Below are 21652 nucleotides of genomic sequence, written 5' to 3' on the forward strand. Positions count from 1 at the left end.
CCGCCGCCGAGCCGATGTCCTCTTCGCGATGCTCCGCGACGGCACCTACTACCAACCACCAACCCCGATTGCCCCTTGACCAAAGTCATAGGGGCCCCCAGCCGTCGCCTCCCGGACAGCGTCCCGCTCAGTCACTGCCGGATCTCGCATCCGCCCTGCTGTCCGCGCTCACCGAGCTCGCGCACCGCCCAACACCCCACCTGCCCGACGCACCCACCCTCGCGGGCTACGGAGCCCGCGTCATGGACCTCGCCCTCGCCGGCCTCCAGCCCACCACCCGCGGCGCCTACCTCGCCGCCTGGCACCAACGCATCCTGCCCACCCTCGGCACCCTCCCCATCGACCACCTCACCCCAGGGCTGATCGACCGCGCCGTCCACGCCTGGGCCGAGTCCGGACACCACCAATCTGCCATCAAGAACACCCTGGCCATGCTCGCCCGCATCACCCGCCAGGCCACCCGCGACGGCTGGCTCCCCCAACCCCCAGCTCCCCTCAAGGGCTGGCAACGCCTCTACCTCGACACCCAGGACACCGACGCCGGGTCACGCGGCCTGGCACTGCCCGACTTCACGACCCTCTGCGAACTCGCCGACGCGCTCACCAGCGCCTCTCATCAGCACTATCCCGGCTGGGCCCACGCCGTGATCTTTGCCGCCTGCACCGGCGCCCGCATCGGCGAAATCTCCGGCGTCCAGGTCCGCGACATCGACACCCGCCACTGGCTCTGGCACGCCCGACGCCAGACCACGTCGGCACCCGGAGGCCTCGTCGACAAGCCCACCAAGGGCCACCGCACCGACTCGTCCCCATCATCGAACCCCTCCGTCCGCTCCTGACGGCCCGCATCACCGCCGTGAACGGCGCACCCGATGCCCGCCTGTTCACCGGGCCTCAAAGCGGCCGCATCACCACCGCCGGCCTACGCCGCGCCACCCACTGGGACGACGTCACCGCCCGCCTCGGCCTCGGCCACCTGCGCCGCCACGACCTCCGCCACACCGCCCTGACCTGGATGGCCGACGCCGGCGTCCCCCTCCACGTCCTCCAGCAAATCGCGGGACACCGCAGCATCACCACCACCCAGCGCTACCTCCACCCCAGCATCCGCCACCTCACCACCGCCGGACAGACCCTCACCGACTACCTCAACGGAAACTGCCAGCCCATCCCCGGCATCCCACAGCACTGGTAGATCCACGCACCACGAACCACGCCCCGAAATCGAAAGCGGAAATCGCACACCTGCGAGCAGAAAGACCGGAAACCCCTTTACCCGTCGGAATTCGCTCCCAGAAATGGGGCAATTCCATGCCTCGAGGGCGCCACCCGCTCCCAGCCGACCGGCCGCTCAGGCCCGTACGCAGCCGTAAGCACCCATTCGCTGCCTCGCGACCCCTTCCCCGCCAGACAAGGTGACCATCGAACAGCTCCCACACCACACCACCCCGCTGACCTGCACAAACGACGCGCCCCACCTCGACCTCACGCCGAAGATATTCGATTTTGGGAGCGCCTATCCGTTAAGGGGCATTCGGCCGGTCAAACGACCAACGGCCGGTTCGAGTAACCTCGAACCGGCCGCTGACCTGCATATTTAACCGACTAAAAAAGTCGGGACGACAGGATTTGAACCTGCGACCCCTTGACCCCCAGTCAAGTGCGCTACCAAGCTGCGCCACGTCCCGGTGCTCGTTGACCTGGGGTTTCCCCCTGGCCTCACGCGCAGAGAAACCATACCGCACTCGGGGCGGTGGTCGTGAATCACTTCCGGCGCGCGGACGGATCCGGCACGCCGCACGGGCGGGGGTTGACCTCAAGCAAAGTTGAGGTTGCACGCTTTGTTCCATGACGACCACAGCGGATGACCACGCCATCGCGACCCGTGCCACCGGAGCCGTCGCGCACACCGGCTATCGCTACGAAGATCTGACTCGGCTCATGAGTCTCATGACCGGGGACGAGAAGCACGGGCCCGCCGCCACCTCCACCCTCGACGTGCTGTGGGTGCTGTACGACCGTGTTCTGCGGGTCGGGCCGGAGAGTGTCGAGGACGCCGGGCGGGACCGGTTTCTGTTGTCCAAGGGGCACGGGCCCATGGCGTACTACGCCGTGCTCGTCGCCAAGGGGTTTGTGCCCGAGGCGTGGCTGAATGACTTCGGGGCGTACGAGTCGCGGCTCGGGCACCACCCCGACCGCGTGCTCGTGCCGGGCGTGGAGATCGGGAGCGGGTCGCTCGGGCACGGGCTGCCGATCGCCGTCGGGACCGCGCTCGGGCTGCGCGCCCAGGGGCTCGACGAGCCCGCCGTCTGGACCCTGGTCGGGGACGCCGAGCTCGACGAGGGCAGCAATCACGAGGCCATCGCCTTCGCCGGCGCCTTCGGGCTCGAGCGGCTGCACACCGTTGTCGTGGACAACCTGTCCGCCACCTATGGCCGGGCCGGGGGCATCGCCGCCCGGTTCGAGGCCGCCGGGTGGTCCACCGTGACCGTCGACGGGCGGGATCACAAGGCCCTGTACGAGGCGTTCACCGCGCCCCATCCGGGGCGGCCCCACGCCGTCGTCGCCCGCGTCGATCCCAAGTTTGAGTGAGCCCCCCTCCCCCTCTAGCCCCCCTTCGGAAGGAAAGTTCTCGTGGACACCATGCGTGATCGGTTCGCCCCCGTCCTCAGCCAGATTCTCGATGAGGATCCGCGCGTCGCCGTCGTTCTCGCCGAGATCGGGGCCGCGCCCTTTGCCGGGGCCGCGCGGCGGCATCCGGAGCGGGTGATCAATGTCGGGATCCGGGAGCAGTTGCTCGTCGGGGCCGGGGCGGGGCTTGCGCTCGCCGGGATGCGGCCCGTGATGCACACCTTCGCCAGCTTCCTCGTCGAACGACCCTTTGAGCAGGTGAAGTTGGACTTCGGGCATCAGGGGGTCGGGGGTGTGCTGGTGAGTGCCGGGGCGTCGTACGACGTGTCCTCCGGAGGGTTCACGCACATGTCCCCCGGTGATGTCGCGCTGCTCGACACCGTTGATGGGTGGCGGGTGCACGTGCCCGGGCATCCCGATGAGGCCGACGTCCTGCTGCGCCATGCTGTCGGGGCCGGGGGCGAGGCCGTTAGTGACTCCCGTGAATACGTGCGGCTCTCCGTGCAGGGGAATCGGGAGGCGCTGCCTGTTGATGGGGAGCGGTTCCTGAGTGTGCGGGAAGGGCGGCGGGGAGTCGTCGTCGCCGTTGGGCCCATGTTGGACAACGTGCTGGACGCCACCGAAGGGCTCGATGTGAGTGTGCTGTACGCGACCACCGTGCGGCCCTTCGATGGTGCCGGGCTGCGGCGGGCCGTAGGCGCGAGTGGCACCGCTGATGTCGTGGTCGTCGAGCCCTATCTCGCCGGGACCTCCACCGGCGCCGCCAATGACGCGCTCGCCGATCTTCCGCACCGTGTCCTCGGGCTCGGTGTCGGGCGGCGGGAGCTGCGGCGGTACGGGAGCGTCGAGGAGCACATCGTCGGGCATGGGCTCGACGCGGCGGCTCTGCGGAAGCGGATCAGTGGGTTTCTGCTTTCCCGGAGCGTCGGCGCTGTCGGGGTTCCGGCGTAACAGGAGGGAGCCCCAGCGAGGTCTGCGGTGGCGCGTCCGCTCTCACCAAGCCCCTGATCGCCGGGATCGAGATCATCGTCGTCGCCACCAGCAGCGTGACCACGCCGCCCGCCAGCAGGACCTGCTGCGTGCCGAATGTGGCTGCCGCCGGGCCCGCCAGGGCCTGGCCCACCGGCTGCATGGCGATGGAGCCGGCGACCTCGTAGGCGTGGATACGGTTGAGGACCTCGCGCGGGACCTGGGTCTGGACGCTCGTCGCCCACATCACGCCCCAGAACGACATGCCGGCCCCGGCCACCGCGCAGCCCGCCATCATCCACGGCACACCAAGGCCCGCGCCCGCCGTCGCCGGGAACAGGGCGAAGCCGAACAGGGCCAGGGCGCCCGCGCGCAGCATTCGGCGCGGGCGCAGGCGCAGGGCCAGGACGCCGCCGACGACCGTGCCCGCGCCGAGCGCCGAGTTCACCAGGCCGTATGCGCTCGACCCGTACTCCTGGGTGACCTGTACGGCGACCAGGGGGACGGCCGGGCCCGACGCTCCTATCATCAGCACGCACCAGACCGAGATGACTCCCCAGAGCCATCTTCGGGACCTGAACTCCCGCCAGCCCTCGACCAGTTCGGAGCGGAAGGCGCCTCGGGTGCGGGGCTTGCCGGCGGCCGCGTCCCGTGGCAGCGGTGGCAGGCGCAGGAGGAGCAGGCACAGGGCGCTCAGCGCGTACGTGCCCGCGTGCGCCGCGAAGACCAGGCCCGGTGAGGCCAGTGCGACCAGCATGCCCGCCACCGCCGGGCCCGCCAGTTGCGCGCCGGACTCCGCGACCCGGATCGCGCCGTTCGCCGCCTGGACGTCGGATGCCAGGCGCGGCACCGTGCCGGCGACGCCGGGCTGGAAGACCGCCGCCGCCAAACCGTTGATCGCGCCGATGACGCAGATCTCCCAGAGCACGACATGGCCGGTGAAGAACATGACCGCCGCGAGGGACTGTGTCACCAGGCGGACGAGGTCGGCGCCCGTCATCAGCAGCCGTGTGTTGAAACGGTCCGCCAGTACGCCGCCGAAGATGACCAGACCGGCGAAGCAGGCCACCGAGGAGGCCATGGCCAGGCCCACCGCGCCCGCCCCGTAGCCGTACTGCAGCAGGCCCGCCGCGAGGGCCACCGGCAGCATGCTGTCGCCGAGCTTGGCCACGCCCCTCGCAGTGAAGAAGAGGCCGAAGTCGCGGGTCCAGATGCCGCGCCGGGGCGCGACCCCGGCGTCCTCGCCGTCGACCGCCCGGTCGGCCATCCACCATCCCCGTTCGTCGTCCCCATGGCGCACCGCACGCGCGCGGTGGGCCCTCGCGAGCGGATGATGCCATGCGGACGGGCGGCGACTCATCTGGTTTCATCCTGCACGTGGAACGCCCAACTCGGGGTGTGCGTCCAGGAGTCGGGTCGGGGCCGCCTGGCGCCAGGAGTCGGCGAGGATGTCGCGCAGCTCGGCCGTGTCCTCCAGGGCCGCGAGGCGGGCCCGGACCCAGGCGAAGGACGCCTCGTGGTCGGCGATCCAGAACTTGTCCGGCTCGGACAGGACGAGCTCGTCGCGCTCCTCCTTGGGGCAGCGCACCGCTATCGATGTCTCGTCCTCGGGCAGCGTGGCGAACATCTTCCCCGCCACCCGGAACGTGGGCATGCTCCAGGCGACCTTCTCGGTCGTGTCCGGAAGGGACAGGGCTACGGTGCGTACATCCTCGGCGTCCAGCATGCAACGAACCGTAGCCAACGCCACTGACAATGGCCGGGAGCCACGTAAGGCGCCCCGCTCGGGGTCACGGCACCCGCTTGTCCAGCCACGCCACCAGGTCCGCCTGGACCTCGTCGCGGTTCGTCTCGTTGAGGATTTCGTGGCGGGCGCCCTCGTAGCCCTTCCAGGTGAGGTCCTCGACGCCCAAGTAGCGGAAGTCCTCCAGGAGTTCGTGGACCAGCGTCATCCGCTGGTTGCACGGATCCTCCGTGCCGACCGCGATGTGGATCGGCAGGTCGGCGGGGATGCGGGCGAGGTTCGCCGGGTCGTTGACGCGGCGCACCGCGCGGACCCAGTCCAGGGACAGGCCCGCCGAGAAGTCGAAGCCGCAGCGTTCGTCGGCGACGTACTTGTCGACCTCCGCCTCGTCCCGCGAGAGCCATTCGAAGCCGGTGCGGTGCTCGTACGGGTCGTTGAAGGAGGAGAAGAGGTTGCCCACGTAGGACGAGGCGGCGGCGCGGCCGCCCGCCGCGACCTGGGCCTCCAGGGCCGCGATGTCGCCCTCGTTGTCGGCGCCGGGCAGGGAGCGGAAGGTGCCGGAGAGGATCAGGGCCACCAGGTCGTCCGCGTACCGCTGCGCGTAGTCGCGCGCGAGCAGCGAGCCGAGGCTGTGGCCCAGCAGCACGAACGGGACGTTCGGGTGGAGGGCGCGGGCCTGGTCGCCGATCGCCTTGAGGTCCTCGACGATCGACACCCACGCGTCGACGGTGTCGGGGTCGGCGTCGTCCGTCACCCCGTAGCCGCCCGTGGACTGGGCGGTGGCGCCGTGGCCGCGGTGGTCGGAGGCGATGACCCCGTAGCCGTGGGAGGTGAGGTGGCGGGCGAAGCGGTCGTAGCGCTGGCCGTGCTCGGCCGCGCCGTGCGCGATCTGCACGAAGGCGCGGGGCCTGCCGCCTTCGGGCAGCCAGGTGTACGTGGCCACGGCGGCGCCGTCGCCGGTGCTGAGCGCGCTCGTCGTGTACGTCGGGTCTGTGGCGGTCATCTGGCGGCTTCCTCTCGGACAGTCCGTACGGCCCTGTGGGCGGGGGTGTGCAGGTGCGGGTACGCGTGCGTGCTGGCCTGCACCTCCCCCGCACCGTAGGCCCTCATTCCTGGCAATCGCCGACCGGCACGAGCGGTTCGAGGCGAACCGGCACGAGCGGTTCGAGGCGCTTGCAGAACAGGGTCGTGGGCCGCAGGACTCCCGCCGGGTCGGCCGCGTAGTCGGGAATGATGCCGACCTCGTCCCAGCCCGCCTTGCGGTAGAAGTTCTCGGCGGGGCTGCCGGTCTCGGTGTCGAGGACCAGGAGCGTCACGCCCGCCTCCGCCGCGGCGCGCTCCGCGGACGCCAGGAGGGCGCGTCCGAGGCCGGTGCCGCGGGTGCCGCCGTGCACCATCAGCTTGACCACTTCGGCGCGGTGGCGGCCGTTGGGCTTCTCAGTGAAGGCGAGGGAGATCGTTCCGAGGCAGCGGGACCGGCCGGTCTCGTCCGTGTCCAGAGCCACCCATACGGCCGTGCTGCCGCGCTCCACGGACGGGCCCACGGAGTCGCGCCACCAGGCCGCCGCCTCATCGAGCGTCAGTCCGTGCAGGAAGCCGAGTGAGCTGCCTCCTTGTACGACGTCGGCCAGTAGGGCGCCCAACTCGTCTACGTAGGCGGGGAATTCCGCGGGCGCAAGACGCGTGCAGGTGATCGTCACGGGAGCACCACCACCAGGGCGTAGCGCACCGGGTCGGGGCCCGGGCAGTGGAAGTGGGTCGGGCCCCAGAGGCGGAAGCGCAAGCAGTCGCCCGTCTCCAGGCGGTGTGTCGTGCCCTGGACGGTGAGGTCGAGGAGGCCGTCGAACACCCAGATGTGCTGTTCCAGGCCGGGGACGGGCGGGCGGTCGTACGCGATGTCGGCGTACGGCTCGAGGGCGCCCTCCACCACCTCGCCGCGCAGTCCGGCCTGCGACGGGGAGACGGAACGGCGCGCGAAGCCGGTCGAGTCGTCGCGCCAGACGGGCTGGTCCGCGGCGCGTACGACCTGCGCGGGGGCCGACTCGACCTCGCTCAGGAGCTGCGACATGGTCCGCCCGTAGACCGCGCAGAGGCGGTTGAGGAGGGCGGCGGTCGGGCTGATCTCGGCGCGTTCGGCCCGCGACAGGGTCGAGCGGCTCACGCCACTGCGGTCCGCCAACTCCCCCAGGGACAGGCCGTGTTCGGCCCGCAGCTCGGCGAGCCGGGACCCAAGTCGGGCGTCCACGGGGTCTGGTTCCGGGTCATTGGCATCGCGCGGCGGCACACCACTCTCGCGTCTCATATTCGGCACGGTATCCCAGATATGAAACAGGCGTGTTACGCGGTCGACCATCGACACCCGGACGCCCGTGACCCAACCCGGAAGCGGCCACCCATTACGGCCCACGCGGTCCAGAACAAGTACCGTGGGCGGCATGGCCCGCCCCCGCAAGTTCGACGAAGACCGCGTGGTTCTCGCTGTCCGCGACGAGTTCTGGGACAAGGGGTACGCGGCGACGTCACTGGACGATCTGTTGCGCGTGAGCGGCCTGGGCAAGGGCAGCCTGTACGGGGCGTTCGGCGACAAGCACAGCCTCTTCCTGCGGGTGCTGCGCGACTACGACGACGCGAATCTGTTGGCACTGCGCGAGCGCCTGGAGTCCGCGGCGCGAGGCATCGACCTGGTGCGCGAGTTCATGCTCGGCCCCACCACCGACCCGACCGGCGCCGTCGCGCGTCGGGGCTGCCTGCTGGCCAACAGCAACGCCGAACTCGCGACCAGCGCTCCGGACGTGGCCGCCGAGGCCCGCCGCAGCTACGACGCGATCACCGCCATCCTCACCGCGGCGCTGGAGCGTGCCCAGCGCGAAGGCGACCTCGCCGCCGACGCCGACCCCGCCGAGACCGCCCGCACCGTCCTCGTCGCCCAGCTCGGCCTCGTCGCGCTCGGACGCACCGGCATGGACATCGGCTCGCTCACTGCGGCGGCCCAGTCCACTCTCGCGCGGCTTCTGCCCGTCCACGCGCACTAGCAGCACCTCTCCCCCCCCTCTCTCCGTAAGGCGAACCCCGCCGCGGCCCTCGCACGCCCCGGCAGGGGCGACCCTGTCGACGTTCTTGACTGCACGGTCCATATCGAGGATGGTTATTGACGCAACGGTCCATAACTCGAAGGAGGACGGCATGCCCGTCTTGACGGACAAGGTCGCCGTGATCACCGGAGGCAGCAGCGGAATCGGTTTCGCGACCGCCCGCGCGTTCCGCGACGAGGGCGCCCAGGTATTCATCACCGGACGCCGCAAGGGCGCGCTCGACGCCGCGGTCGCCGAACTAGGCAGCGGCGTGACCGGGGCGGTCTGCGATGTTTCGGACCCCTCGCAGCTCGACGCGTTCTACGAGAACGTGCGCGAACAGGCCGGACGCATCGATGTGCTGGTCGCCAACGCGGGCGTCGGCACAGTGGCTCAGCTGGGCGAGGTGACGGAGGAGCTGATCGACTCCATATTCGACACGAACGTCAAGGGAACGATCTTCACGTTCCAGCAAGCGCTACCGCACCTCACTGCCGGTGCTTCGGTGATTCTGACGGGTTCGACCGCCGGCACCCGGCCCGACCAGGGCCTGGAGGTCTACGGGGCCTCCAAGGCCGCGATCCGCAACCTCGCGCGCGGTTGGGCCCACAGCTCGCGCGCACATGGCTTCCGGGTCAACGTCGTGTCCCCGGGCGGCACACGCACCCCGGGGCTGCTCGAGCTGCTCCCGCCCGAGATGCTTGAGCAGACCGGGGATGGCATCCCCCTCGGCCGGCTCGCCGAGCCCGAGGAGATCGCCGCGGTGACGACATTCCTTGCCTCGGACGCGTCGAGCTTCGTCAACGGCGCCGAGTTCTTCGCCGACGGCGGCTACGCGCAGGTGTAAGCACTCCGACGTGCACCGCGCTCCGTGCGCCGGGCCGGACGGAAGCGATGAGGCCCAGTAGCGCTCCCCGTCTCAGCCCTCCGCCGCCTCCCCCAGCGCCTCCAACACCGGCCGGATCAGCGGATGCCCCTCCGCCCCGTGCCGCACCGCCGCGAAGACCTTGCGGGCCGGTGCCGCGCCGTCGATCGGGCGGACCACGACCTGGCTCAGGTCCACGCCGTGCAGGGCCGAGCGCGGGACCAGCGCCACGCCCGCGCCCGCGGAGGCGAGGGCGACGACGGCGCGGAAGTCGTCCGACGAATGCTCGAACTGCGGGGAGAATCCGGCGTGTTCGCAGGCCAGGACCACCACGTCGTGGCAGGGGTTCCCGGGGTACGGGCCGATCCAGGTGTCCTTGGCGAGGTCGGCGACCGGCACGCGCTCCGCGGCGGCGAGGCGGTGCGCGACCGGCAGGACCGCGTCGAACGGCTCCGCGTACAGCGGCACGCGCGTGATCCGGTCGTCGTCCGCGCCCGGTGCACCCCGGTACTCGACGGCGACCGCCACATCGATCTGCCGGTCGAGCAGCATCGGCAGGCTGGCGTCGCCCTCGGCGTCCTGGACGCGGACGCGGATGCCGGGTGCCGAGCGCGACAGAAGGGCGAGCGCCGGGGCCACGACGAGGCCGATGCCCGTCGCGAAGGAGGCCAGCGTCACCGTGCCCGCCTCGCCCGTGCTGTACGCGGCCAGCTCGGCCTCCGCCGTCTCCAGTTGGGCGAGGACGGCGTTGGTGTGCCGCAGCAGGATCTCGCCCGCCGACGTCAGGCGGACGCCGCGCGCACCGCGCTCGACCAGTTTGTGGCCCGTCTCCTGCTCAAGCGCCGTGAGCTGCTGCGAGACCGCCGACGGGGTCAGGTACAGCGCGGCGGCCGCAGCCGTGACGGTGCGGTGGTCGGCCACCGCACGGAGGATGTGCAGCCGCCGCGCTTCGATCATGGGGCGATTCTCCCAAACGGGTCCGACATCCCCCGCACCGGCGACGTCAGCCCACGCTCCGGCGGTGTCAGCCCACGCACCGGCGACGTCAGCCCCCGCACCGCCGGTCTCAGCCCAGCTCGGCGCGCGCCGCCACGAACGCGTCCACCGCCCGGTTCACATCCTCCGTGGAGTGCGCCGCCGACAGCTGCACGCGGATCCGCGCCTGGCCCTGCGGCACCACCGGGTACGAGAAGCCGATCACGTAGACGCCGCGCTCCAGGAGGAGTTCGGCCATGCGGCCCGCGACGGAGGCGTCGCCGATCATCACGGGGGCGATGGCGTGGTCGCCGGGGAGGATGTCGAAGCCCTCCTCCGTCATCCGCGTGCGGAACAGCTTGGTGTTCGCCGCGAGGCGCTCGCGCAGGTCGCCCGCCGACTCCAGGAGGTCCAGGACCTTGAGGGACGCCGCCGCGATCACGGGGGCGAGGCTGTTCGAGAACAGGTACGGGCGCGAACGCTGGCGCAGCAGCGCGACGATCTCCGCACGCGCCGCGACGTAGCCGCCGGACGCCCCGCCCAGGGCCTTGCCGAGGGTGCCGGTGATGATGTCGACGCGGTCCATGACGCCGTGCAGTTCGGGGGTGCCGCGGCCGCCGGGGCCGACGAAGCCGACCGCGTGCGAGTCGTCGACCATGACCATGGCGTCGTAGCGATCGGCGAGGTCGCAGATGTCCGTGAGCGGCGCGACGTAGCCGTCCATGGAGAAGACGCCGTCCGTGACGATCAGCTTCCTGCGGGATCCGGAGGCCGCCTTCAACTGCGCTTCCAGGTCGGCCATGTCGCGGTTGGCGTAGCGGAAGCGCTTGGCCTTGGACAGCCGGATGCCGTCGATGATCGAGGCATGGTTGAGGGCGTCGGAGATCACCGCGTCCTCGGGGCCGAGCACGGTCTCGAAGACGCCGCCGTTGGCGTCGAAGCAGGAGGAGTACAGGATCGTGTCCTCCTGGCCGAGGAAGGCCGACAGGCGCGCCTCCAGCTCCTTGTGGACCTCCTGGGTGCCGCAGATGAAGCGGACGGACGCCATGCCGTAGCCCCAGCGGTCGAGGGCCGCGTGGCCCGCCGCGATCACCTCGGGGTGGTCGGCGAGGCCCAGGTAATTGTTGGCGCAGAAGTTGAGCACCTCACCGGGGCGGCCTCCGGCCGTGACGTCGACCGTGGCGGACTGCGGGGTGCCGATGACCCGCTCGGGCTTGTGCAGGCCCGCGGCGGCGATCTCGTCGAGGGTCGTCTGGAAGTCGGCGCGTACGTTGTCGAACATGGGGTCTTCCTTACGGGTACGGGGGCGTTGGCGGCGTTCCACGGTGCAGCGGCGGCGAGTGAGCCGAAGGGGCGCGCCGGTGTCGAGATGCCGAGCGCGCGGAGGCCCGACGAAGGAGGGTCGAGCACGGTCGGGGTCTCGACACCGGCTTTGTCGCCCCGGAGGCGAACCGAGCCCAAAAATCAGGCGGTCCAGTCGAGGATGACCTTGCCGCCCTTGCCGCTCGCCGCGTCCTCGAACGCCGCGTCGAAGTCGGTGTGGGCGTAGCGGCCGGTGATCACCGGGGAGAGGTCGAGGCCGCCCTCCAGGAGGACCGACATCGCGTACCAGGTCTCGAACATCTCGCGGCCGTAGATGCCCTTGATGGTGATCATCGAGGTGACGATCTGGGCCCAGTCGACGGCGAACTCCTCGGACGGCAGGCCGAGCATGGCGATCTTGCCGCCGTGGGTCATGTTCGCGAGCATGTCGCGCATGGCGACGGGGTTGCCGGACATCTCCAGGCCCACGTCGAAGCCCTCGCGCAGGCCGAGTTCGCGCTGGCCGTCCGCGATGGTCGAGGAGGCCACGTTCAGGGCGCGGCTCACGCCCACCTTCCGCGCCAGTTCGAGGCGATCCTCGCTGACGTCGGTCATGACGACGTTGCGGGCGCCGGCGTGCTTGGCGACGGCCGCCGCCATCAGGCCGATGGGGCCCGCCCCTGTGATCAGTACGTCCTCGCCGACGAGCGGGAAGGACAGCGCGGTGTGCACGGCGTTGCCGAACGGGTCGAAGATCGCGGCGACGTCGAGGTCGACGGGGACGCGGTGCACCCACACGTTCGAGGCGGGCAGCGCCACGTACTCGGCGAACGCGCCGTCCCGGCCGACGCCGAGGCCGACCGTCGCGCGGCACAAGTGGCGGCGCCCGGCGAGGCAGTTGCGGCACTTGCCGCACACCAGGTGGCCCTCGCCGCTGACCGTGTCGCCCACCGCGATGTCGCTCACGTCGCGGCCGGTCTCGACGACCTCGCCGACGAACTCGTGTCCCACGACCAGCGGCGCGCTGATGGTCGACTGCGCCCAGCCGTCCCAGCTGCGGATGTGCAGGTCGGTGCCGCAGATCCCGGTGCGCAGGACCTTGATCAGTACGTCCCCGTGGCCGACGCCGGGCTCGGGGACGTCCGTCAGCCACAGACCCGGTTCGGCCTTCTCCTTGACCAGTGCCTTCAAGGGTTCGACTCCTGTCGTCGCGCACGCGGGCAGGGCGAACCGACCCGTGTGCGGGGAGAGTGGGTGATGAGGGGTGCGCTGCGGCAGTCGTCCGGATACATCCCGTATGCGGTCCGCCGACACCGCAGACTCTTCCGTACACGGGGCGTTCGGTCCATCGAGGTTTTCTTAAGCGGCGCCCCAGGTTTCCTACAGGCCCGGCCAGGCGGCCGATCCGAAGGACCCCTCCCCCAGGACTCCCTGACGCCCCGTTAATCCGTCCAAAATCCTTCCAGAATCCGTCCAGCGAACAGAGTGTCCGAATAACGGACAGCCGATGCACCACGTCCCACCAGCGCATACTGTCGCCGCACTTCAACCCGTCTCAGACAGCGAACAGGCACGACCATGACACGCACCTCCGTCACGGACCCGCCGCAGGCCGGATCCGACGTCGGCGCCACGCCCGGCGACGTCGAGGACGCCCCCGACGCCTCCACCGGCACGGAACTCGGCCACGGCCTCAAGCAGCGGCACCTCTCGATGATCGCCCTCGGCGGCGTCATCGGCGCGGGCCTCTTCGTAGGCTCGGGCGCCGGGATCGCCGCCGCGGGACCCGCGGTCGTGCTGCTCTTCGCGGGCGCCGGATTCGTCGTCATGCTGCTGATGCGGATGCTCGGCGAGATGTCCGCGGCCCGCCCTGCCACCGGCTCGTTCTCCGTGCACGCCGAGCGCGAACTCGGCGCCTGGGCGGGTGCGACCTCGGGCTGGATGTACTGGGTGATGCTCACCTGCGGCGTCGCCGCGGAGGCGACCGCGGCCGGGCAGATCATGCACGGCTGGGTGCCGTTCCTGCCCGCCTACGGCTGGGTCGCCGTCTTCATGGTGTTCTTCTGCCTGAGCAACCTGGCCGCCGTGCGCAACTTCGGCGAGTTCGAGTTCTTCTTCTCCGCCCTGAAGGTCACCGCGATCTGCGCGTTCCTCGTCCTGGGCGTCCTCGGCATCTGCGGCGTCTTCGGCGACGCCCCCGGCGCCTCCAACCTCACCGGCCACGGCGGCTTCTTCCCCACCGGCACCTCCGGCCTGATCGCCGGACTGCTCACCGCCGTCTTCGCGTACGGCGGCCTGGAGACGGTGTCCATCGCCGCCGCCGAGTCCGACAAGCCGCGCGAGAACGTGGCGCGCGCCGTGCGCACCGCCGTGTGGCGCATCGCGCTCTTCTACGTGGGGTCGATGGCGCTGGTCGTCGCCCTGGTGCCGTGGAACGACCCGAACGTCGCCGCCGACGGCCCGTACGTCACCGTGCTGAACGAGTTCGGCATCCCGGCCGCCGGCACCATCATGCAGGCCGTCATCCTCGTCGCCCTGCTGTCGGCGATGAACGCCAACATCTACGGCTCGTCCCGCATGGCCTACTCCCTCGTCTCGCGCGGCCTCGGCCCGCGCTTCCTGGGCCGGGTGCGCCGCCGCGTGCCCGTGGCCGCGGTGGTGGCGTCCTGCCTCTTCGGCTTCTTCGCGGTGTTCGCCGGCGTCTGGTGGCCCGACACCGTCTTCACCTGGCTGATGAACACGACCGGTGTCGCCATCCTCGTCGGCTGGGTCTTCATCTGCCTCGCGCAGCTGAAGATGCGGCGCCGCCTGGAGCGCGAGTCGCCCGAGCTGCTCACCGTGAAGATGTGGGCCTTCCCGTATCTGACCTGGCTCGCCCTGGCGGCCATCGCGGGCGTCTTCGTGGTCATGGCCAGCACCGCGGACGGCCGCGACCAGCTCTTCGTCTCCGCGATCCTGGTCGTCGCCCTGGCCGCCGGCGGCTACGCCAAGCAGCGCAGGGACGCCCGCGCCGTCACCGCCTAGGGCCTGATCCGAACGACAGGCCCCGGCGTCCTAACCGAGCAGGTCGCCCCGCCCGCGTACAAGCTCCATCAGATCGGCCGCCATCGCCTTGATGGTCACGAGCCCCGCCTGTCCCCACGGGCGGGGCTCCGTCGCGACCGCGCACACCGTGCCGAGGGCGAGCCCCGTGCGCTCGTCGATCAACGGCGCGCCCAGGTAGGAGCGGATGCCGATCTCGTCGACCACGGGGTTGCCCGCGAAGCGCGGGTAGTCGCACACGTCCTCAAGGACGAGCGCCTTGCGCCGCACGACCACATGCGGGCAGTAGCCGTGATCGCGCGCCATGTAGCGCGCCACTTCACCCTCCGTGGACGTGGAGGTCGCGGCCGAGGCCGCCACCGCGCCCAGTTCGCCGCCCCGGTGGTCGCCCCCGGGAGTGTGCAGCCCCGCGAAGAACTGCCGGTTCTCGTCGATGAAGTTGACCATCGCGTACGGCGCCCCGGTCACCTCGGCGAGCCGGTCCGCGAAGCGGTCGAACACCGGCTCGGCCCGCTGCCCCAGGTCGAGCCTGCGCAACCGGCCGGCCCGCTCGGCGCCCTCCTGGTCCTGCGGCGTCAGCAGCAGCCTCCTGGCGGCGTCGTACGTCACGTGTGGGCTCCGAATCCCGTGGCGGTCGCGGGCGCGTGCGCCAGCAGATGCCGTACGAGGGTGAGCAGTGTCTGGATGCCGGAGCTCGAGATCCGCGCGTCGCAGCGCACGACGGGGACCGCCGGGTCCAGGTCGATGGCGGCGCGGACCTCCTCGGCCTCGTAACGGTAGGAGCCGTCGAACTCGTTGACCGCCACGATGAAGCCCATGCCGCGCTCCTCGAAGAAGTCGACGGCGGCGAAGCAGTCCTCCAGGCGGCGCGTGTCCGCGAGGATGACCGCCCCGAGGGCGCCCTCGGACAGCTCGTCCCACATGAACCAGAAGCGCTCCTGGCCCGGCGTGCCGAACAGATAGAGCACGTGTTCCGGGTCCAGGGTGATCCGCCCGAAGTCCATCGCGACCGTCGTCTCGACCTTGTTCTCGATGCCGTCGAGATTGTCGGTGTCCTCGCTGACCGTGGTGAGCAACTCTTCCGTGCTGAGCGGCGCGATCTCGCTGACTGCCCCGACGAAGGTCGTCTTGCCGACCCCGAACCCGCCAGCGACCAAGATCTTCAGTGCGGTGGGGAAAGGGTCAGAGCTGGCGTCGTAGTCCATCGAGCACTGCCTCCAGTAGGGACCGGTCAGTGGGGTTGTCGTGGAACGTGGGGGGCTTCGTAGTGATCGCTTGGCAGTCGACGAGGTCGGAGAGGAGCACCTTGGTGACGCCCGCCGGGAGCTTCAGATGACCGGCGATCTCCGCGACCGATGTGGGCTGCGCACACAGGTCGAGCGCCTGGCTGTGTTCCGGACCCAGGTAGCCGAGGGGGGTCGCCCCGGTGGCCATCACATGGGTGAGCAGATCCATCGACGTGCTGGGCCGGGTGCGTCCGTTGCTGATCGTGTACGGACGCACGAGCCGGCCCGCGGCGCCATCCAGCCAAGGCCCGTCCTGCGGGGCCGCCACCGTCAATTCCTCATCGCCGTGGGCTCGGCGGCGGGCTGCCGGGGTGCGGTCACCAGGTAGGGCCGCACGCTCTTGACGAGCATGGCCATCTCATAGCCGAGCACGGCCGCGTCCGCGTCGCGCCCGGCGAGGACCGCGAGGCAGGTGCCGGAGCCCGCGGTCGACACGAACAGCAGCGCCGAGTCGAGCTCCACCACCACCTGCCGTACGTCGCCGCCGTCCGCGAACCGGATGCCCGCGCTGCGGCCCAGCGAATAGAGGCCCGAGGCGAGGGCCGCCATGTGGTCGGCGCTGTCGGCGTCGAGCCCGTGCACGGACTTGACGAGCCCGTCGGAGGACAGCAGCACGGCGCTGCTGGTGTGGGGAACGCGCTGGACGAGGCCGCTCATCAGCCAGTCGAGATCGGACACATGACCCGTCGGCACATCGCTCGCCATGGGGGATCGACTCCTTGGTGGACTGCTGGGTGTGGTGCGGGGAGGTGGGGGATCGGCGGGGGCGGGTGCGGGTGCGGTTCGGGCTTCCGGGCGGGTACGCGCGCGTGGTGGCGTGCGCGTGCCTGTACGGGGGTGGGAGCGGGGGCGGTCGTGTGTGCGGCGTCGTGGTGGTCATGCGGGGGCGCCGCCTTGCTCGTCGGGGCCCGGCTCCCACTGCTGGGCGTCCGGCCCCGGGCCGCCGGGGGCCCGCGGTTCGGCCGACTCGGCGAGCGTGATGCCGCGCTGGAAGGCGGCCATGAGACCGGGGTCGTGCACGGACGGGGCCGGGTCGTCGTGGCGCGGGGCGGGGCCGCCGCGCAGTTGCGGGGCGATGTGCTCCTGGGCCCTGCGGCGCGGCAGTTGGGGGCGGCCGCTCATGGTGCCGCGCACCACGCCCTCGGGGCGGGCGGCGGCCGGGGGCTCGGCGTGGGCCGCGGCCTCACGGGCCTCCGGGCGGATGCCGGGGAGGGCGTCGGCGGGGGTGGGGCGGGGGTCGCCGGCGATGCGCTGCGGGAGGGGGGCGCCGCCGTGGGGTGCGGGGCGGGGCGCCGCACCGTTGGGGGGCGGTCCCGTGGCGGGGTCGGGTGTGCCGGTCGGCGTGGCGGCGGGAGGCGTGACCGTGGGCGTACCCGCGGGAGGCGTGACCACCGGCGTGCCCGCAGGGGGCGTGCCCATCTGCGTTTGCCGGGGCACCACGGAGACGGCTCCGTGGAGCGGGGCGGGTGAAGGGGGCGCCGGGGCGGGGGCGTTGGGCGGGGCGGGGCGGGTGCCGTTGGTGTCCGGGCGGCCGGGCTGCGGCGGCGGGCCGCCCGCCCGGTGGCCGTTCGCCGACGGCGCCGCGGGGTCGCCGCCGAGCACGCTGTCGGCGGTCGCCGCGGCGGCGGCCTTGCGCACGTGCGGGATGCGCACGCCCGCGCCGTCGGTGTCGCCGTCGCCGCCGAGCAGGTCCTGGGGCAGTACGAGGACCGCCTGCACTCCCCCGTAGATGTTCGTCTGCAGCCGCACCGTGATGCCGTGCCGCCGTGCGAGCTGCGAGACCACGAACAGGCCGATGCGGCCGTCCGCGAGGAGGCTGGCCACGTTGACCTGGTCGGGGTCGGTGAGCAGGGTGTTCATCTTGTTCTGCTCGGTGACCGGCATGCCCAGGCCGCGGTCCTCCACCTCGATGGCGAGCCCGGAGGTCACCTGATTGGCGCGGAGCAGGACCTGGGTGTGCGGGGCGGAGAACACCGTGGCGTTCTCGACGAGTTCGGCGAGCAGGTGGATGCAGTCGGCGACGGCGTGTCCGCGCAGGGTGCCGTCGATCGGCGGCACGAGCTTGACCCGCGAGTACTGCTCGACCTCGGCGATCGCGGAGCGCATCACCTCGGTCATGGACACGGGGTGGCTCCACTGGCGGCGCGAGACGGCGCCCCCGAGCACGGCGAGGTTCTCCGCGTGCCGACGGGTGCGGGTGGCCATGTGGTCGACGTGGAACAGGCCCTTGAGCAGGTCGGGGTCCTCGACCTGGTTCTCCAGCTCGTCGAGCAGGCTGATCTCGCGGTGCACGAGCGACTGCAGGCGCCGGGCGAGGTTCACGAACACCTCGACCTTCTGCCGGCTGCCCGCCTGGCTGGACAGCTGGGTGGCCTGGACGACGGCGGTCACCGCGACGTCGTGACCGCGCGCGAGGTCGACGGCGAGCCGGTCGAAGTCGTCACCGCCGGGCGCGCCGACGGCGGGCGCGCGGCGCGGCGGCGGGGCCTCGCCCTTGCGCAACTGCTCGACCAGGTCGCGCAGTTCGGACTGCCGGTGCGCGGCGCTCTGGCGCAGCGCGAGCACCCGGTCGCGTACGACGGCCGCGGTGCGCCGCGCGGCGACGGCGGCGATCACGATGCCCGCGAGCGTCACCAGACAGGCTCCGCCGAGCACCGCCCACAGCGTCGGGCTGGGCCGCACTCCCGTGTGCTGGAGGACGAACAGCACGGCCGCGCTCGCGCCGAGGGCCACCGCGAGCGGCGGGAGGACGGCGATGCGCAGGAGTTGGGAACGTATGTGCGTCTCGGTCGGCTGCGGCGCGGCCCGTCCGGCCGGCCTGCCGTGCCGACCGCCTTCGCGGCGGTCTGCGCGGGCGGCCGGCTGGCGGGGCTGGGACATACGGCGACCTCGTCCTCGGTTCTGTGAGTTCAAGTGGGGGGTGGTCTGTGCGTTCAGGTGGGGTGGCTCGGCAGATGGGGAGACAGCAGGGAGGGACAGCAGGCAGCGCGACCGGGCGTCGCACGGCGAGCACACACGGTAGTCGCCAACGGCATATACGCGAGGGGCAGTTGACAAACTCCGGCGACTGAGGTCCCGCTCTGGTATGAGGCTTCGCACCCATGCCCGAATACGCGCCCGCGATTCACTCATACACGCGTTCGCCTGGGGGTTTCCGGCCGGCACCCGGCACCCGGCACCCGGCACCCGGCACCCGCCGTCAGGCGTTCAGGCGCTCAGGCGTTCCTCGAGGCGGACGGTCACGGTGTCCCCCTCCTCCTTGCCGATCGCCTTGCGCACGTCCGCCTTCACCGGCAGCTTGTGCGTTCCGTCGCCCAGGGCCATGAACGAACTCTGGAACGGATGGCCGTCGATCGTGCCGCGCACCTTCACCAGGCCGCGGGTTCCGAAGAACTCCGCCGACTCGGGCCACACGACGTACGTCCAGCCGCCCTTATTCGGGCTCTTCCGCAGGGTCGCGATGAATTGCTTGTCCATGACGGGTACCGCCTGTCCGGGATCAGAGGGAGGTGCTGTCACCAGGTAGGACGGAGGCCGGCGAGGAAAGTCATCGCGCCGCGCCGACAGACCCTCGTTTTCCGCGCCTGGAGGCCGCCGGGCCCACGTTTTGCGTTTTCCGCAAAGAAGTTTGCCCGTACGCGGGTGTGGAGCGACCTTGGCGTCGACGGGGGTCACCGTCGCACCGCCGAGAGACAGGACCGGACGCCATGCCTGACGACATGAACAGCGGCATCGCCCAGGACGACAGCCCGCAGTCGGACGCCGCTCAGTCCGACGCCATCCGCTCCGACACCACGCACTCCGCCACCGCCCGGGAGTGGGACGAGCGGTACAGCGGCAGCGAGCAGCTCTTCAGCGGCAACCCGAACGGTGTGCTGGTCACCGAGGTCGACGGGATGCCGCCCGGCCAGGCCCTCGACGTCGGCTGCGGCGAGGGCGGCGACGCGCTCTGGCTGGCCCGGCGCGGCTGGCAGGTGACGGCGGTCGACGTCTCGGAGGTGGCCCTGCGCCGCGCCGCCGCGGCCGGTACCGACGTGGCGGGCCGGGTGTCCTGGGCACGGGCGGACCTGGCGGTGACCCCGCCGCCGGCGGGCGCCTTCGACCTGGTGAGCATCCAGTACTTCCCGCTGCTGCGCAGCACGGGCCCGGCGACGGCGCGCGGCCTCGTCGACGCGGTCGCGCCCGGCGGCACGCTGCTCTTCGTCACGCACGCGCTGGCGGACCTGGCGCACGACGCCGCGGTGACCGCCGAATTCGACCCCGCCGACTACTACTGGGCCGACGACGTCATCAAGCTCCTCGACGCCGACGGTGCGGGCGCCTGGGAGATCCAGGTCGACGAGACGCGCGGGCGCACCGCCCCGGCCCCGCCCGGCACCCACCACCACCGCGACACGGTCCTGCGAGCGCGCCGCGTGGCGTGACCGGAGGGCGTGATCGGAGTGGCGTGTCTCAAGGGGGCGGAAGCCGACCGGCGTCCGCCCCCTCCGGAAAGGCCGCCTCCCGCCTACCCGGCCACCACGATCTCCGTCTCGTCCGCCCCCGCCGCGGGCCCCGCCACCGGCCACCCGCCCTGCGGCACCGCCGCGACCGCCCGCCACCACTGCTCCGTGGGCAGCGCCTCGGCGCCGGGCTCGAAGGGCTCGCCGGGGCGCGGCAGCGCGAGGCGCGCGGCGGCGCGGCGGGCCGCGGTGACGGTCCCCTCACCGGGCTCGGTCCAGGCGTGCGGCGCCAGGTTGAACGTCCCCCAGTGGATCGGCAGCATCGGCCCGGCAGCGGGCCCGCCCTGCAGGTCGAGGTGGGCGCGCATGCCCTCCTCCGGGGTCATGTGGATGTCCGGCCAGTACTCCGAGTAGGCGCCGATCTGGATCATCGTGACGTCGAACGGCCCGTGCTCGGCGCCGATCTCCTTGAACCCGGAGAAGTAGCCGGTGTCACCGCTGTGGAAGACGCTGTGCTCGGGCCCGGCGACGACCCAGGACGCCCACAGGGTGTGCTGCGCGTTGCGCAGGCCGCGGCCGCAGAAGTGGCGGGCGGGGGTGGCGGTCAGCGTCACCCCGGCGACCTTCGTCGACTCGTGCCAGTCCAGCTCGCGCAGCCGGTCCGCGGGCACGCCCCAGTGCTCCAGGTGGGCGCCGACGCCGAGCGGCACCGCGAACACGGTGTCCGTGTGGGCGAGCGCCTTGATGGTGGGCATGTCCAGGTGGTCGTAGTGATCGTGCGAGATCACCACCACGTCGACCGGGCCCAGCGCGGCGAGCGGCAGCGGCACCGGGTGCAGCCGCTTGGGCCCCGCGAAGGCGAACGGTGAACAGCGCTCGCCCCACACCGGGTCGAACAGCACCCGCACCCCGTCTATCTCGGCGAGGACGCTGGAGTGCCCCATCCAGGTGATCCGCAGGCCGCTCACCGGCGGTTTCGAGAGATCGGCGAGCGTCGTGGCATGCACGGGCACGGTCCCGGTGGGGGCCCGGCGGGCGCGCTCGTCCTTCCGGAAGTAGTTCTTCGCGAACTCGACCATCGAGCCGTCGGGCCGGACGCGGGCGCCCTCCGGGTTCTGGAAGGACCCGTCCGCGAAGTTCGGGGACCGGCGGATGCGGTCGAGGCGGGCCCCCGCGGGCTCGGCGCCGAAGGCATCGGGCTGGAGCGAGCGCAGCCCGGAAGTCAGAGAACGTGACACGGCGCCTCCCATTGATCGATCAGGTTTCCCATTATGTGCGGCACCACTGACAACGCGCTGGGCGTCCTCCGTGTGCCCGAATCCCCG

At 71.6% G+C, this 21652-nt stretch carries 23 protein-coding genes and 1 tRNA gene; 8 read left to right on the forward strand and 16 right to left on the reverse strand.

Annotated features, from left to right (window positions below; genetic code table 11):
• The first annotated feature begins 242 nt into the window (after positions 1-242).
• Both ACFV9W_RS32010 and ACFV9W_RS32015 read left to right on the forward strand, forming a co-directional pair.
• Complete coding sequence (locus ACFV9W_RS32010) at positions 243-839, forward strand: hypothetical protein (RefSeq protein ID WP_385768038.1); 597 nt, start codon at positions 243-245, stop codon at positions 837-839.
• Between the two features lie 17 nt (positions 840-856).
• Positions 857-1195: a tyrosine-type recombinase/integrase gene (locus tag ACFV9W_RS32015; protein ID WP_385768041.1), complete on the forward strand. Its 339-nt coding sequence runs from the start codon at positions 857-859 to the stop codon at positions 1193-1195.
• A gap of 419 nt (positions 1196-1614) precedes the next feature.
• Here ACFV9W_RS32015 and ACFV9W_RS32020 read toward each other — a convergent pair.
• Positions 1615-1688, reverse strand: a tRNA-Pro gene (locus ACFV9W_RS32020).
• Between the two features lie 253 nt (positions 1689-1941).
• Between ACFV9W_RS32020 and ACFV9W_RS32025 the strand changes: the two genes are divergently transcribed.
• Both ACFV9W_RS32025 and ACFV9W_RS32030 read left to right on the forward strand, forming a co-directional pair.
• Positions 1942-2592, forward strand: a complete 651-nt coding sequence (locus ACFV9W_RS32025; protein WP_385768211.1) for a thiamine pyrophosphate-dependent enzyme — start codon at positions 1942-1944, stop codon at positions 2590-2592.
• A gap of 42 nt (positions 2593-2634) precedes the next feature.
• Positions 2635-3582: a transketolase family protein gene (locus tag ACFV9W_RS32030; protein ID WP_385768044.1), complete on the forward strand. Its 948-nt coding sequence runs from the start codon at positions 2635-2637 to the stop codon at positions 3580-3582.
• Here the strand turns inward: ACFV9W_RS32030 and ACFV9W_RS32035 are convergent.
• The 5 genes from ACFV9W_RS32035 to ACFV9W_RS32055 form a co-directional block, all read right to left on the reverse strand.
• The gene (locus tag ACFV9W_RS32035; protein ID WP_385768047.1) at positions 3530-4867 is read right to left on the reverse strand and encodes an MFS transporter; all 1338 of its coding nucleotides are present in this window, start codon (positions 4865-4867) and stop codon (positions 3530-3532) included. The genes ACFV9W_RS32030 and ACFV9W_RS32035 overlap by 53 nt on opposite strands.
• A gap of 99 nt (positions 4868-4966) precedes the next feature.
• Entirely contained in the window at positions 4967-5326 is a 360-nt protein-coding gene (locus ACFV9W_RS32040) for an MmcQ/YjbR family DNA-binding protein (protein ID WP_385768050.1), read from the reverse strand.
• Positions 5327-5390: 64 nt separating this feature from the next.
• On the reverse strand, positions 5391-6347 hold the full coding sequence (locus tag ACFV9W_RS32045; protein WP_385768053.1) for an alpha/beta fold hydrolase: 957 nt from the start codon (positions 6345-6347) through the stop codon (positions 5391-5393).
• A gap of 103 nt (positions 6348-6450) precedes the next feature.
• The gene (locus tag ACFV9W_RS32050) at positions 6451-7038 is read right to left on the reverse strand and encodes a GNAT family N-acetyltransferase (protein ID WP_385768214.1); all 588 of its coding nucleotides are present in this window, start codon (positions 7036-7038) and stop codon (positions 6451-6453) included.
• A gap of 2 nt (positions 7039-7040) precedes the next feature.
• Complete coding sequence (locus tag ACFV9W_RS32055) at positions 7041-7646, reverse strand: helix-turn-helix domain-containing protein (RefSeq protein WP_385768057.1); 606 nt, start codon at positions 7644-7646, stop codon at positions 7041-7043.
• Between the two features lie 133 nt (positions 7647-7779).
• On the opposite strand from ACFV9W_RS32055, the gene ACFV9W_RS32060 reads away from it, so the two are divergent.
• Both ACFV9W_RS32060 and ACFV9W_RS32065 read left to right on the forward strand, forming a co-directional pair.
• Entirely contained in the window at positions 7780-8376 is a 597-nt protein-coding gene (locus ACFV9W_RS32060; RefSeq protein WP_385768060.1) for a TetR/AcrR family transcriptional regulator, read from the forward strand.
• Positions 8377-8527: 151 nt separating this feature from the next.
• A complete protein-coding gene (locus ACFV9W_RS32065; protein WP_385768063.1) occupies positions 8528-9262 on the forward strand; it encodes an SDR family NAD(P)-dependent oxidoreductase in 735 nt (244 codons plus the stop codon).
• Positions 9263-9334: 72 nt separating this feature from the next.
• On the opposite strand, the gene ACFV9W_RS32070 is transcribed toward ACFV9W_RS32065, so the two are convergent.
• The 3 genes from ACFV9W_RS32070 to tdh all read right to left on the reverse strand — a co-directional run bounded on the left by ACFV9W_RS32070 (position 9335) and on the right by tdh (position 12748).
• Positions 9335-10237 (reverse strand): LysR substrate-binding domain-containing protein, encoded by a 903-nt coding sequence (locus ACFV9W_RS32070; protein ID WP_385768066.1) that lies wholly within the window; start codon positions 10235-10237, stop codon positions 9335-9337.
• 109 nt (positions 10238-10346) lie between these two features.
• The gene (locus ACFV9W_RS32075; protein WP_385768069.1) at positions 10347-11537 is read right to left on the reverse strand and encodes a glycine C-acetyltransferase; all 1191 of its coding nucleotides are present in this window, start codon (positions 11535-11537) and stop codon (positions 10347-10349) included.
• A gap of 182 nt (positions 11538-11719) precedes the next feature.
• A complete protein-coding gene (gene tdh / locus ACFV9W_RS32080; protein WP_385768072.1) occupies positions 11720-12748 on the reverse strand; it encodes an L-threonine 3-dehydrogenase in 1029 nt (342 codons plus the stop codon).
• 387 nt (positions 12749-13135) lie between these two features.
• Between tdh and ACFV9W_RS32085 the strand changes: the two genes are divergently transcribed.
• The gene (locus ACFV9W_RS32085; RefSeq protein WP_385768075.1) at positions 13136-14581 is read left to right on the forward strand and encodes an amino acid permease; all 1446 of its coding nucleotides are present in this window, start codon (positions 13136-13138) and stop codon (positions 14579-14581) included.
• 30 nt (positions 14582-14611) lie between these two features.
• Here the strand turns inward: ACFV9W_RS32085 and ACFV9W_RS32090 are convergent, their stop codons facing one another.
• The 6 genes from ACFV9W_RS32090 to ACFV9W_RS32115 all read right to left on the reverse strand — a co-directional run bounded on the left by ACFV9W_RS32090 (position 14612) and on the right by ACFV9W_RS32115 (position 19362).
• Complete coding sequence (locus tag ACFV9W_RS32090) at positions 14612-15208, reverse strand: GAF domain-containing protein (RefSeq protein ID WP_385768078.1); 597 nt, start codon at positions 15206-15208, stop codon at positions 14612-14614.
• Entirely contained in the window at positions 15205-15804 is a 600-nt protein-coding gene (locus tag ACFV9W_RS32095) for an ATP/GTP-binding protein (RefSeq protein ID WP_385768081.1), read from the reverse strand. The genes ACFV9W_RS32090 and ACFV9W_RS32095 overlap by 4 nt, the downstream gene beginning before the upstream one ends.
• On the reverse strand, positions 15782-16153 hold the full coding sequence (locus ACFV9W_RS32100) for a DUF742 domain-containing protein (RefSeq protein ID WP_326017958.1): 372 nt from the start codon (positions 16151-16153) through the stop codon (positions 15782-15784). Before ACFV9W_RS32100 ends, ACFV9W_RS32095 begins: the two co-directional genes overlap by 23 nt.
• A 2-nt stretch (positions 16154-16155) precedes the next feature.
• Positions 16156-16590, reverse strand: coding sequence for a roadblock/LC7 domain-containing protein (locus ACFV9W_RS32105; RefSeq protein ID WP_385768084.1), 435 nt, complete (start codon positions 16588-16590; stop codon positions 16156-16158).
• A gap of 171 nt (positions 16591-16761) precedes the next feature.
• Positions 16762-18765, reverse strand: coding sequence for an ATP-binding protein (locus ACFV9W_RS32110; protein ID WP_385768087.1), 2004 nt, complete (start codon positions 18763-18765; stop codon positions 16762-16764).
• Positions 18766-19092: 327 nt separating this feature from the next.
• Complete coding sequence (locus ACFV9W_RS32115; protein WP_385768089.1) at positions 19093-19362, reverse strand: DUF1905 domain-containing protein; 270 nt, start codon at positions 19360-19362, stop codon at positions 19093-19095.
• A 230-nt stretch (positions 19363-19592) separates the two neighbouring features.
• Here ACFV9W_RS32115 and ACFV9W_RS32120 point away from each other — a divergent pair, with 230 nt between their 5' ends.
• Positions 19593-20309: a class I SAM-dependent methyltransferase gene (locus ACFV9W_RS32120; RefSeq protein ID WP_385768092.1), complete on the forward strand. Its 717-nt coding sequence runs from the start codon at positions 19593-19595 to the stop codon at positions 20307-20309.
• A gap of 83 nt (positions 20310-20392) precedes the next feature.
• Here the strand turns inward: ACFV9W_RS32120 and ACFV9W_RS32125 are convergent, their stop codons facing one another.
• Positions 20393-21577 (reverse strand): MBL fold metallo-hydrolase, encoded by a 1185-nt coding sequence (locus ACFV9W_RS32125; RefSeq protein ID WP_385768095.1) that lies wholly within the window; start codon positions 21575-21577, stop codon positions 20393-20395.
• Positions 21578-21652: the final 75 nt, after the last annotated feature.

The organism is Streptomyces sp. NPDC059897 (assembly GCF_042730865.1).
Classification (GTDB): domain Bacteria; phylum Actinomycetota; class Actinomycetes; order Streptomycetales; family Streptomycetaceae; genus Streptomyces.

Excerpts from the sequence above, each read along its gene's own strand:
- ACFV9W_RS32010 (WP_385768038.1), top strand. The coding sequence starts at position 243 with ATGGACCTCGCCCTCGCCGGCCTCCAGCCCACCACCCGCGGCGCCTAC.
- ACFV9W_RS32025 (WP_385768211.1), top strand. The coding sequence starts at position 1,942 with ATGAGTCTCATGACCGGGGACGAGAAGCACGGGCCCGCCGCCACCTCC.
- ACFV9W_RS32035 (WP_385768047.1), bottom strand. The coding sequence starts at position 4,867 with ATGGCCGACCGGGCGGTCGACGGCGAGGACGCCGGGGTCGCGCCCCGG.
- ACFV9W_RS32040 (WP_385768050.1), bottom strand. The coding sequence starts at position 5,326 with ATGCTGGACGCCGAGGATGTACGCACCGTAGCCCTGTCCCTTCCGGAC.
- ACFV9W_RS32045 (WP_385768053.1), bottom strand. The coding sequence starts at position 6,347 with ATGACCGCCACAGACCCGACGTACACGACGAGCGCGCTCAGCACCGGC.
- ACFV9W_RS32055 (WP_385768057.1), bottom strand. The coding sequence starts at position 7,646 with ATGAGACGCGAGAGTGGTGTGCCGCCGCGCGATGCCAATGACCCGGAA.
- ACFV9W_RS32060 (WP_385768060.1), top strand. The coding sequence starts at position 7,780 with ATGGCCCGCCCCCGCAAGTTCGACGAAGACCGCGTGGTTCTCGCTGTC.
- ACFV9W_RS32065 (WP_385768063.1), top strand. The coding sequence starts at position 8,528 with ATGCCCGTCTTGACGGACAAGGTCGCCGTGATCACCGGAGGCAGCAGC.
- ACFV9W_RS32070 (WP_385768066.1), bottom strand. The coding sequence starts at position 10,237 with ATGATCGAAGCGCGGCGGCTGCACATCCTCCGTGCGGTGGCCGACCAC.
- ACFV9W_RS32075 (WP_385768069.1), bottom strand. The coding sequence starts at position 11,537 with ATGTTCGACAACGTACGCGCCGACTTCCAGACGACCCTCGACGAGATC.
- ACFV9W_RS32085 (WP_385768075.1), top strand. The coding sequence starts at position 13,136 with ATGACACGCACCTCCGTCACGGACCCGCCGCAGGCCGGATCCGACGTC.
- ACFV9W_RS32095 (WP_385768081.1), bottom strand. The coding sequence starts at position 15,804 with ATGGACTACGACGCCAGCTCTGACCCTTTCCCCACCGCACTGAAGATC.
- ACFV9W_RS32105 (WP_385768084.1), bottom strand. The coding sequence starts at position 16,590 with ATGGCGAGCGATGTGCCGACGGGTCATGTGTCCGATCTCGACTGGCTG.
- ACFV9W_RS32110 (WP_385768087.1), bottom strand. The coding sequence starts at position 18,765 with ATGTCCCAGCCCCGCCAGCCGGCCGCCCGCGCAGACCGCCGCGAAGGC.
- ACFV9W_RS32115 (WP_385768089.1), bottom strand. The coding sequence starts at position 19,362 with ATGGACAAGCAATTCATCGCGACCCTGCGGAAGAGCCCGAATAAGGGC.
- ACFV9W_RS32120 (WP_385768092.1), top strand. The coding sequence starts at position 19,593 with ATGCCTGACGACATGAACAGCGGCATCGCCCAGGACGACAGCCCGCAG.
- ACFV9W_RS32125 (WP_385768095.1), bottom strand. The coding sequence starts at position 21,577 with ATGGGAGGCGCCGTGTCACGTTCTCTGACTTCCGGGCTGCGCTCGCTC.